General features: G+C 37.5%; 11 protein-coding genes. 2 read left to right on the forward strand and 9 right to left on the reverse strand.

Annotation, left to right across the window (positions count from 1 at the left end; all coding sequences use genetic code 11):
• Window positions 1–40: 40 nt before the first annotated feature.
• On the reverse strand, window positions 41–298 hold the full coding sequence (locus AC50YG_RS19300; RefSeq protein ID WP_494828759.1) for a hypothetical protein: 258 nt from the start codon (window positions 296–298) through the stop codon (window positions 41–43).
• Window positions 299–549: 251 nt separating this feature from the next.
• Window positions 550–981, reverse strand: a complete 432-nt coding sequence (locus AC50YG_RS19305; protein ID WP_494828761.1) for a hypothetical protein — start codon at window positions 979–981, stop codon at window positions 550–552.
• A gap of 424 nt (window positions 982–1,405) precedes the next feature.
• Between AC50YG_RS19305 and AC50YG_RS19310 the strand changes: the two genes are divergently transcribed.
• On the forward strand, window positions 1,406–3,007 hold the full coding sequence (locus tag AC50YG_RS19310) for a recombinase family protein (RefSeq protein ID WP_494828763.1): 1,602 nt from the start codon (window positions 1,406–1,408) through the stop codon (window positions 3,005–3,007).
• A 194-nt stretch (window positions 3,008–3,201) separates the two neighbouring features.
• On the opposite strand, the gene AC50YG_RS19315 is transcribed toward AC50YG_RS19310, so the two are convergent.
• From AC50YG_RS19315 to AC50YG_RS19335, 5 genes are all read right to left on the reverse strand, one after another.
• Window positions 3,202–3,852 (reverse strand): hypothetical protein, encoded by a 651-nt coding sequence (locus AC50YG_RS19315; protein ID WP_494828765.1) that lies wholly within the window; start codon window positions 3,850–3,852, stop codon window positions 3,202–3,204.
• A gap of 66 nt (window positions 3,853–3,918) precedes the next feature.
• Window positions 3,919–4,806 carry a hypothetical protein gene (locus AC50YG_RS19320; RefSeq protein WP_494828767.1) on the reverse strand — a complete coding sequence of 296 codons (888 nt, stop codon included), beginning with the start codon at window positions 4,804–4,806 and terminating at the stop codon, window positions 3,919–3,921.
• Window positions 4,807–5,783: 977 nt separating this feature from the next.
• Window positions 5,784–6,278 (reverse strand): DUF4411 family protein, encoded by a 495-nt coding sequence (locus AC50YG_RS19325; RefSeq protein WP_494828769.1) that lies wholly within the window; start codon window positions 6,276–6,278, stop codon window positions 5,784–5,786.
• A gap of 2 nt (window positions 6,279–6,280) precedes the next feature.
• On the reverse strand, window positions 6,281–7,429 hold the full coding sequence (locus AC50YG_RS19330) for an ImmA/IrrE family metallo-endopeptidase (protein ID WP_494828771.1): 1,149 nt from the start codon (window positions 7,427–7,429) through the stop codon (window positions 6,281–6,283).
• A gap of 435 nt (window positions 7,430–7,864) precedes the next feature.
• The gene (locus AC50YG_RS19335; RefSeq protein ID WP_494828773.1) at window positions 7,865–8,542 is read right to left on the reverse strand and encodes a hypothetical protein; all 678 of its coding nucleotides are present in this window, start codon (window positions 8,540–8,542) and stop codon (window positions 7,865–7,867) included.
• A gap of 233 nt (window positions 8,543–8,775) precedes the next feature.
• Here AC50YG_RS19335 and AC50YG_RS19340 point away from each other — a divergent pair, with 233 nt between their 5' ends.
• Window positions 8,776–9,066, forward strand: coding sequence for a hypothetical protein (locus AC50YG_RS19340; protein WP_494828775.1), 291 nt, complete (start codon window positions 8,776–8,778; stop codon window positions 9,064–9,066).
• 135 nt (window positions 9,067–9,201) lie between these two features.
• On the opposite strand, the gene AC50YG_RS19345 is transcribed toward AC50YG_RS19340, so the two are convergent.
• Window positions 9,202–9,705 carry a hypothetical protein gene (locus tag AC50YG_RS19345; RefSeq protein ID WP_494828777.1) on the reverse strand — a complete coding sequence of 168 codons (504 nt, stop codon included), beginning with the start codon at window positions 9,703–9,705 and terminating at the stop codon, window positions 9,202–9,204.
• A gap of 245 nt (window positions 9,706–9,950) precedes the next feature.
• Entirely contained in the window at window positions 9,951–10,736 is a 786-nt protein-coding gene (locus AC50YG_RS19350; protein ID WP_494828779.1) for a DUF5677 domain-containing protein, read from the reverse strand.
• Window positions 10,737–11,124: the final 388 nt, after the last annotated feature.

The raw sequence follows: 11,124 nt of genomic DNA on the forward strand, positions 1-11,124 counted from the left end.
TTTCAAAAACCATTTTGAACTCATTTTTCACAATGATAATTTAGCTCTTTTCAAGTTCAGCAGCCCTGTTTTGAATATATGAAATTTGTTGTTCGAGTTCTCCTAACTCAATTGTCTTCAAAATTATATTCGCCAAATAACCGATTGCATTAGCGCTCTTACTATCAATCTCCCCTTGTCGCAATTCGTTTATCACCTTGTTCATCAGTCTCTTAACATCCCCAGCATCCTGCACATGTATATTGCGCTTTCTCGACTTTAAATCGTTATTATTATGGATTCGAACTAGGTTATTCATATCCCTTTCCTCCTAGCGTTTGAATAGCGTGTCTGTGCAAAATGAAGCTTCTTAGTACCTTTTTTAAATGGGGGGGCCATTTTGCTAATCCAAAAATCTGCAATGCCCTCTCCATCCAGTTCGCCACAGGGTGAGGTGGGTGTCTTCGCTTCCCTTTGACCCTCCTTGTACCCAAAAAGACGGATTTCTCTTAGCGAGAAACCCATCAAAATGCCCGAATAACGAAGTTTTTCTGTTTCAATGCCGATTATTTATTGCGTACCCTTTATACTCTCCTCCGAGTACTGTCTCCATTTATGCTCCAATTGGTACATATTCACCGCTAGTTCGGAATGACTTTTCAAGATACTCGCTTTATATATTTCAATCTCCTCAAGTGGCGGTACGCCTACTTCATCCAGTAAATAATGCAAATAGTTCAGAATAACTTCTGGATAAAAGGTACCTGCATACTCTACTTCTGCAATTAACTCCATTGGACATTCCAGATTAATTTCCTGATACTCCAACCACACCATAAGCCTTGCATTGCCTGCTTTATGCTTATAAGAAAAGGCTTCTAAAACCTCATTTGAGTCGTACCCCAACCTCTGGATACGGATAGACACAGCATCTCTATTTTGGTTTTCTATACGCTGAATTTGCTTTTTCGCCCGCTCAAGTCTGGCCCTAACTTTTGACATAAGTATTCTTTCTGTCCTTTAACCGAAATCGTTGCTGGACATATACCGCAGTACAAAAATATAGAAAATCAATTTGCCTACTCCATACCAAACAATCTCTATATAGCGACCTGAAAAATCGCTGTTTTGTCTTTTTAAATGCCACGCTTAACTCCCCCATTCTTTTAATTACAAGTAAAAATCCATGGGCTGCAGAAAAATATTCAATTGTCGATAGATCAACTGCGCGTTGGCTAAAAGCACAATTATCTCCAATTCATTAACAGGGTATTAGGAGTTAACTTTGTATTTCCCCCTTCTTTTATGTATAAGGAACGTCCTCGTCTCAGGCTTGAGAGTCTTCCGTTGCCGGAAAAAAATCGGTTTTGTTTCAACCATCGGCAACGGAACAGGTCGTTTCCGTACTTTAAGGAGGCATACAAATATGAACGCAAAAACAATTGCTATCTATGTGAGGGTATCTACTGAGGAGCAGGTGGATGAGGGCTTTTCGATACAGGCTCAATTGGAGACGCTGCGTACTTATGCAAGGCTACATCAATGCATCATTTTTGATGAATACGTAGATGAGGGAATATCAGGTAAACTCATTGAAAACCGCCCTGAGCTTAACCGATTGCTGGCAGATGCCAAAAAGGGGCTGTTTGATGAGGTTATGGTTTGGAAGGTCAATCGCATATCTCGTTCTATGGCCGATTTGCTGTACATCTCCGGCAAGCTTGAAGAGCATGGTGTGGCTTTTAAAAGCTTTTCCGAGCCATTTGATACAGGCAATGCTGCTGGAAAGTTTCTAATGCAGATGATGGGGGCTGTTGCGGAGCTAGAGCGAAATACCATTGTAGATAATGTAAAGCTAGGCATGAGGCAGAGGGCGAAGCAGGGTAAATGGAATGGCGGGCAAACAATCGGTTATGCCAGTATTGAGATTGAAGGCAGTACAAACCGTAAACGCAAAGAAACACGTTTGGAGATCGTTGAGTCAGAGGCTGCTATTGTTCGCCTTATTTTTCATAAATATGCGGAAGGAAAAGGGTTTAAATCAATTACCAATGATCTTAATTATATGGGGTATAGGACCAAAATGGGCAGTCCGTTCAGCATAACAACGGTTAAAGGCATTTTGTCGAATCCCTTGTACATTGGCAAAGTTCGCTTTAATAAGCAACAAGACTGGAATACAAAAAGACGTAAAGGCACGAACCCTGATCCTATTATTGTAGATGGACAGCATGCAGCAATTATTTCTCAAGAGCTTTGGGACAAGGTACAGGCTCGCTATGCAAATGCAAACAGGCATCCAGCAAGGGTGTACTACGGAAGCTTACCTTTTACTGGCGTTATGCGCTGTCCACAATGCGGTCATGGAATGGTGGCTCAAAGGGCGACTCGAAAAAGCAAAAAAACTGGCGAGGTCAAGTATACTCCATACTACCAGTGCGGACAATTTACCAATAAAGGCTCGTCTGTTTGTAGAGCAAACAGTGTACGTGCCGACTATGCGGAACGGGAAATTATGAACCGTGTACAGCGACTGTTGGATAACCCCGAGCTGATTGATGATTTAACCGCAACCATTAATGGAAAACAGACAGTCGATAAAAAGCCGCTAGAGCAAGAGCTACAACGAATTGAAAAGGAACTGGCCGACATCGACCGTAAGAAAGGCAAGTATTATAAACTGTATGAGGAAGATATGCTGGAACCGAAGGAACTTAAAGCTAAGGTTAATGAGCTATCGGAGATTGGGCAGCGATTGAAGCAACGGCAAGCAACCTTGTGTAAAAAAGTTAGCATGAACAATGCTGCCCCTATATCGTCCAAGATGGTTAAAGGGCTGTTAGCATCCTTTAGCGCCATTTTTGGAAACATAATCCACGAAAAGCGTAAGCAACTTATTCATACGCTGATTAAGGAGATAACGGTTACTGAGGATAGAAAAATTGATCAGATTGCGCTAAGATTCATAGATCAACAATTACTAATAAACGAAGAACACGGTGAATGTCAACAACATCTGACTCTGTGATACATTGCAACATATCGGGCATGCCTTGTGCGCTAGGCATGCTTTCTCTTATTCCTCTTTACATTGGAAAGTACGGGTTGTACTTTTATTTTATTATTTTTTGTACCATTCATATGGGCTGTGTTAGCCCGAAATCTTTAGCAGTTAGGGAGAAAGAATCCGACTATAAATTAGAATGTATACAACTTAAAATGCTATATTTTTTTAATTGGTAAATATACTTGAGACATTATTTTTATATCAGGCACTTCTGAGTCCGCTACCTGAGTATCTAATACTTCTCTCATTAATGCCATACAAAATTTCATTCCAACTTCTTCTGATATTATATCCTTCAAGTAAATATTAGTATCGTCATATAACTCTGGGAAATTAATGCAAAAGTAGGTCATTTTTTTCTTTTTTTCTTCCCATATCCTATATTTCAAAGTTCCTTTACCATCAATCTTTTGTTTAATACTTTTAGTTAGAAATTTATCTATTTGACCTATTTTACTCCACGTGGCTAAGTTCTTATTTATATATACCTCATCCCATGTATCAAAAATTGGAAAGTGCAATAGTAGATTTCTTATAAAACTAAACAAATCATCTGCAATTATACCTTCAAAATGAGGTCGTCCACCCTTTTTCATCCAGTTGATATATTCTTTAATCGGCTCATAACTCAACAATTCTTTATATACTGAAAATGATTCCCTTAGTTTATAAAATCTTATTTTAGCATTATTATTTATAAAATCATCATTTACAACTTCTTCATATAAATCATAGAATCTATTATAAAATAACGATAATACTTCCCTTTCTTTTTCATTAGGTTTTAATTCTTCTATTTTAATCACCCCACAAATTTAAATTTTCCGATTTCTCATCACGCCCATAATAAAATGCACCAAATTGTATAATGGTTAGTTATATTGTCGATTATCTGTTTTCATCAGATATAGAAAAAGATTTATAAATTCAGGATATTTATCTTTATCTGTTTCGAACCATTTACTAAATATTTGTACAGCACTTGCAGTATCAAAAACATCTTTTGAGGTTGGTAATCCTACTACTAATTGATTACCATCAATGAGAGCTACTGAACGTTCTGGATCATTCTCATATTGCGCATTTCTCTCGTATAATTCTTCCAAGTTTGAATATATTGTATTTATTTTAATTAATTGATGCTGATAAAAAGACTCGTCAATCACATTTTCTTGCAGAGACTTTTCAAGAAGTGTGATTGCTTTATTCTTATCCCCCGACTTGGTGTAAGCAAGTGAAAGTCGATCAACAATATTCGGGTTACTGTAATGTATAGATACATTTTCCAAAATATATATTCTATGGTGCAAAGGAAGCATGCTGAATATTGTGTAAATATTTTCAAAACCGAATCTATGCTCAGGTACCAGGAAATAATTAACAAATATATCCTCTACAATATGGATAGCTTTATTTATAATTATATGTAAATCATGATCGTTAACTTGTCCATTAAAATGTGAGCCGTCCCCTCCAATTCTAAAAATTTCTTGAATATTTTCCCCAATGTTTCTATCATAGCCTTCTGTTATGATTTTTATTTTTCTGCCCCAGTTAATACCCGTATAATTTTCATTGGGTTTAAGAACTGCTACAATTTTGTCTTTCAATAATAAATCAATAATACCCTCAGCATACTGTCGCACGCTGTTAGCGCGAATTTTAGTTTTCTGGTTATCATCCATAAATGTTTCAAAAACATCTACAAAGCTGTCGTTGATGGGAATTAACGCTAAGTTGTTTATTTTAGTTCTATCCATGTTTCAGTTCCTTTCATAATTAAAAGTAGCTTTATACAATATATAGTCTGTGCGGGCTTTTCGCGTGTTATGAGAATGGTTACATAATAATCTCGACGTCGTCTGAAGTTAAGAGAACATCATCAGGGGTCATGGTGACGGCTTGAATATGTTCCGTTAATGATATTATATGAACGGTGTAATAGGATAGCAAGGGTACAGTTTGTCCGTCTTAACTTATCACTCTGATTTTTCTTAAGGTATTCAATTTTTGTATAACTCTTCCTCAGTATTTTCCTCGTACATCTTATTAAGCTTTAAAGTGATCATATTCCAAAATAATAGTTTTGAAAAGATCGTTGCCGTCACTTATGATATGGTTCACCGCGTTTGAGGCTTCGGTAACGAGTTCTCCGAATCGAATAGCAAAGCCCGCTCACCTATAAAGAGAGCGGGCTTTGCTGAATAATGACTAGTTTTTGCAACCGTTTTTGTCACAAGTGATCTTGGAGTGACTATCAACCCAATGAGTAGGATGCTCATTAGTGTTAAAACCACAACCAGTGCTACCACCTTTGACACCACTGTGCACAATGTCTGTCGGAGTATGCTTTACCGCCATTTTCTCACCCCCAGAATCTATTATTGGATAAATCATACATCTATAATAGCAAATGACCATCACAAGAACAAGTGTTCTTGCAACTAAATTTATTGTACTTCTTAATAAAAGTCTTCTCTTCAAAAACCTCACAATACTCTGAGAGCTTAACATTTAAGACATTTCCCAAGAGCTTTATTACGAAGTTAGCAGATTGCCCTACTACGTTCTCAGTAGGATCGCCACTAATTTCCTAATATAGCTGATTTCGAGTTTTTGTAAGACACCTTCCATTTTCCATAAATGCTACATTTAGTTTCATTTACTAACCTATAAAGAAACCGCTCCAAACATAAGGAGCGGCAGGTTGAAACCAACTATAACTGTATACTTTCTGCTAGAAACTTACCTTAAGATTCCTTAACATCTCAAAAGTGTTTACATATTCTACGTTAAATTGTCTGCACACTACTGGAATCAATATTCTCTTCTTTATATCTGGGTTATATGCCTCATGGGTTACAAGAGTATAGTCTTTAGATTTTGCATATGCAACTAGCCATGCATCGGCTACATTAGCAAACTCTTCTTTTGCACTAGAGGTAAACTGTGGGTTACTATGTGCCCATTGTTGTATCTCAGCATATTTTTCAATTACGTCCTGAGAATCCGTTCTCTCGAAGTAACTTTTGAAGTTATCTGTAGTCCATAAATGCAACCTATCTGCATTTTTAGGATCAGGAGAAATAATTTCATCTTGAATCTTATCTATACTACGAATATTATTCTTGCTAGCTTGGGATATTAAAGACTTCCAGAAACTTGGCGCCACATCAAAGTCGTAATATCCTCTATGTGCACCGATAAACACATTGGCGTCTAGTACATACAAGTCTATACACCCCTTTCTTGTACTATTTTAACTAATTTTTCAAACGTTTTAGTTTTAAGCCCAGTTAATCTGAACGCCTCAGAATATTGGATATTTCCTGTGCTAGCCTGATAGACCACAGCACTCGTAAACGAATTCCCAAGTCTGCTCATGAGAGTATTATAAAAGTTTCCACTAGAAGCAGAACTGGTCTTCTGATTTTTCAACTTTTCTAGGTAGTCATAATAGAAACTAAAAAAATCCTCTCTCGGTACTACATTTAGATCCATTGCCCTTCTGCCAATAACAATTGGACTTACCTTAAATATATTACTAAGTGTTTCATAAACTGCACCATCAGAATAGTGAGTGTGCCATTGCCTTATGAACAAATCTTTAGGACATAACATTTCTGCTGCAGCTTCATTACAAAGTTTCTCCACATCTGCATTTTGGGAGTTTAATGGAGAAGCTTCAACGATTGCACTAGAGCCTATTAGAATATGTGCAATCTCATGAACTAAAGTGAAAATTTGGGCAGATTTTGCATCAACTGCATTGATAAAAATCAGTGGAGCTACCTCATCAACTAACACAAATCCTCTAAACTCCGAAACATTCAATGCACGATGGGTATTACCTCCCACTATGCCATTTTGCATCACTGTAATTCTAACTTTTTCACACTTTTCAATTAAATACTTTAGTGCTTCATGAAAGTTCCTATGTTGTCTCGCCCAGTCTTGCTGTAACCCCAATAAATTAAAAACTTTCTGTGCTATTTGAGAAACTGTTGAACCTTTATAAGATCCAACGAAATCTAATTTTGTCCCAACATGTTGCTCATAATAGTCCCTCATGAAATCCTGTCTTCTTTGCATAATATGTAGAGTTTCTATTAAATCAGGACTAACTTTTCCACTTTCTCCATCCTCAACTGTTCTATAATGCGGTATCGGCAACGTTTCAATCGGAGGCTGCTTTAAGAAAAAATATCCTAGTGGAGTGGCGGTGGCTGCTGCATAAGCTTCAAGCTGTTTAAATGTTGGTTGCTTATCTCCTGCTAGCCATTTATCCAATAACTTGAATTTTTTCTGTAACTTATCCTGATGAAGACTCCTATTATAAGCCCAGTTCAATAATTCTTTTTTTACAGGAACTTTTGCAGCCATGTTCCACCTCCTGTATGCTTGTTTGTTATGTAATTTGCTCTATGTACTTACTCTCAATTATAGGTTGTCTTTTGAAAGATAATGTCGTATTTCTTATTTTGGAAAGTCATTTTAATCATACCACAAATTAGGTGATGTATCCAACCAATTGACCCAGTAATCAAAATCTATATAGTCCTTTAGAATCATTTCATGCAAATACTTGGTCTCAAAGTAACGCTAAGATGTTCAGTAATTCTGTAAACTACAATTTTGTTATTGCTCTAATGCCCGATTTTATGAATTAAATCGCTAAGCTCCAATCTGAAGATTCATCATCGCCACCTCTACTTTCAACTCTATCTTATGCTTTACCACTATTTGCGATACGGTTCAGCTTAACGGAACTATCGGCGAAAAATGCGCTGCGACTGTATAGGAACAAAATTATAAGAATTATTCTTTGGTTGGTACTTTTGTGCTAGCCTTTTTCCCATACATCAATTGAAAATACCATGTGTTTAGCTCTTCCTCAATAATACGGCTTGTACTACTACAAACATAACTCATTTGGGTTACGCTGCCATCTTCATTATGGAATTTGCTAGCATTTCTCATTACGAGGATTTTGTCGAGTTCCTTAATATAATATTGCATTACAGGAAGATTTGTTGTTTTCCCGGTTAAATACCATTGGAAATGCACTACCTTGTCCGCTATTTCATTTTTAATTGTGACTATTTCCAAATAAACATTGTTATAAATACGATTCCTCAGCTTCTTCGAATTCCAAATGAAGTCTATATTTGCGTAGGAAGTATTTAAGGCACTATAATCATAATCTGCCATCTTTATAATTGTTCTCATAATTTGCTCTTCGTTTTCATCATGTTCATATAACCCAAGATTCCGTATTGCTTTGCAAGCCTGAGTATAAAATTCCTCTAATGTTCTTCGCCGTTCTACGTTGTATCCAACTACCGAGATTATTAATGCAAGCACTCCACTCGATAGTATTCCAACGGCTATATTGGACCAAAAGTTTACTCCCTTATAATCCAAAAATAAAGCTAATGAAAGTGCAGCGACGCAGACTATTATCATGTAAATAATTGTTAGTTTATGAATCTTCACATTACTCGTCCTCCTAGTCTTGATTACCCTATGTTTGAGATAATAAGAATCTACAAAGTAAAGCGCCCACTGATAGGGCTTCCGCTTATATGTAACTGATGATTTAGTCATGCTTAATGTAAACAACTGACGGGAGAAGCTTCACCTTACTTGGAGATAAATTATGATACAATCCACATCGACTACACCAAAATTTAGTTGATCCAAAGGTTAAGGCCCTGTTGGAGAAGGAAATGGCAGACCAAGACAGCACGAAGCGCATCAAGCACGACCTGGAGCTGTTGGATGAGGTGATCCAAAAGGGCTTCAAGACGCTGAACATGATGGAAGTGATCAGCCCTGTGACAGCTATCCGAGCTATCGAGATGAAGCACAAGCTGTTCAACGGGAGCACAGGTGACCACACGCTTTACCGCCTAGAGGAGATCAAGGTGCATGAAGCTGCGCGGGAACAGGCAATCATTGCGTGTCTCATGGAGTTCGTCCCGGAGGAGCAGCGTGAGGCAGCTGAGGGGCATGCGTGACGAAAAGGAGAACGCCTGTGATAAAACAAGTACCGCAGACCAGACAAATGAACGTTTTTTTTTCAAACCGAGGCTTGGCCATTCAATTTAGGAATAGTATGAATCTTAGCTCTTGGAGTTACTTAAGACTCTCACTTATAATTCATACTCCCACGCAGTTTGTTTGATTTTTTTGTAGTTATTAACAAGTTCAGGACGATGCCAAATAGCAAGAGATAATAACACTACTGAATTGACGAAAAGGAAACGAAAACGCTTTTCTTGTTTTGGATCTCCTGGAGTGCTCGCTTGCAATTGCAGACAATAATCACATACAGGGGAATTGGAAAAGCTAATATTATCAAGTTGATGAGCAAATTCATTTCTAACCTTTCTAATTAAATTCGCTTCTCTAGCTTCTTTATCCGTAATAAACCCCAAAACATGACATAATTTAATTCTGGAGCTAAATGTTCCTATCGGTGAATTAAATCCACTAAGTAATTCTTCTTTTGAGAAATTATCTAGCAGAGTTTGGTTCAGTAATCTTTCCAGCCTAGATTCAACCATCGCAGCTCCAATTAATGCTGCCCCACGATCGGATTCATTTTGAAAATACCCCAGAAACTCTGATAGGTTTTTAACATCTTCCTCTTTCATTAATCTCGCTCCCAATAACTAAATTTTCCATCTGTACTCTCTGCGTCATATGAAAAATTTCGCCCTAACTTATGGCACTGTTCCCCAGAATAATCTAATCTCTGATACACCTGCTTCAGCAGAGCACATGCATTGGTTGGTGCGGATGGTTATGTAACCATTAGTCGGCACAGGGCTATCAGATATTCCACATCAATTAATTTTTGCAGGCTAAGGGCCGAATGACCCAATGTGTAATTATAGTATTAGGAGAAGTTAATCTCCCCCTCAATATGACATTCTTCTATGAACAACCCCATGGCAATTTTCCAAACCTCATCTATTTCAGTACTTGCCACGTTATTTACTCGACATATTTTATCTAGAACTGAATATGTAAATTGGATAACACGCGCAAAAATAAGAGAAGCATTAAAATCCATTGCTCCAAGATTCAGGGTGATGGTTCCAAACTCCTCATGTTCAAATACACCTTTTAATGAATATATATCGCTATGCACATAGCTAGAATTCCAAGAATAAATAAACTCGTACCAATCTTCTGCTTCCTTTCCTACTTCTTTAGCCATCTCTCGAAGATTTTTATTGCTCCACCGATTTTTGGAATTGAATTTATCTTTCACTTGTTCATAGTTCTGAATTATTTCCTCTTTATCATAGTCGATTTCGTAAAATGGTCGATACTTTTCGGCCTTCATCATTGTGTTATATTGATCTACATAACAATAATCATTGTATTGCTGTATTCTTTCTTCAGGATTCAAGAGGATATAAAGTAGTGTTATTGCCTGCTCTAGCAGGATTCTTAAATGTGCTTGCGAATCTTCTTCGTACCCGTTTATCACAAGAACCTTCAAAGCCCCCATCGATTTTACGTATCGGGCCAAGAACAAAGTAATAAATTCACCTGTCATTTTATCTGGAACAATGCTAACAAGCAACATATCTTCAATTAACTCCACAAAGTGATCATACGCAGCAATTGATTTCTGGTGAGACCTTTTCATTTTCCTTACAATTGAACCATTCATTATTTTCACCTATAGATTTATTTAATTCGAATCAGCGCTCATGTGCATATGACGTCCCAAGCTTGAGCTAGTATGTAAACGGCATTCCCCTCTTCTCAATCATATTCGTTATTCCGATTATCTTTTATTAAGATGACTAGGAACAGGGCGAATATATGGCTAGACGAACTTTTTTACTTAATTTTTCGTCGTCACATATGGCACTGTCCCCCCATTTAATCTAATCGCCCGGTTCACCTGCTCCGGCAGATTAGATTACATTCATCGGTTGGTTCGGATAGGTCATATGGCCGAACAAGAGCTTCTTGTCGGTGGGGGTAGGAAGCCCCCGACGTGCTTAGTCGGTGTGGATGAAAACCCTCTGCAGGACAGAGGGCCAAATGCCAGA

This window comes from Paenibacillus sp. J31R34, assembly GCF_059383715.1.

Coding starts and splice junctions, on each gene's coding strand:
- AC50YG_RS19300 (WP_494828759.1), bottom strand. CDS start 298: ATGAATAACCTAGTTCGAATCCATAATAATAACGATTTAAAGTCGAGA.
- AC50YG_RS19305 (WP_494828761.1), bottom strand. CDS start 981: ATGTCAAAAGTTAGGGCCAGACTTGAGCGGGCGAAAAAGCAAATTCAG.
- AC50YG_RS19310 (WP_494828763.1), top strand. CDS start 1,406: ATGAACGCAAAAACAATTGCTATCTATGTGAGGGTATCTACTGAGGAG.
- AC50YG_RS19320 (WP_494828767.1), bottom strand. CDS start 4,806: ATGGATAGAACTAAAATAAACAACTTAGCGTTAATTCCCATCAACGAC.
- AC50YG_RS19330 (WP_494828771.1), bottom strand. CDS start 7,429: ATGGCTGCAAAAGTTCCTGTAAAAAAAGAATTATTGAACTGGGCTTAT.
- AC50YG_RS19340 (WP_494828775.1), top strand. CDS start 8,776: ATGGCAGACCAAGACAGCACGAAGCGCATCAAGCACGACCTGGAGCTG.
- AC50YG_RS19345 (WP_494828777.1), bottom strand. CDS start 9,705: ATGAAAGAGGAAGATGTTAAAAACCTATCAGAGTTTCTGGGGTATTTT.
- AC50YG_RS19350 (WP_494828779.1), bottom strand. CDS start 10,736: ATGAATGGTTCAATTGTAAGGAAAATGAAAAGGTCTCACCAGAAATCA.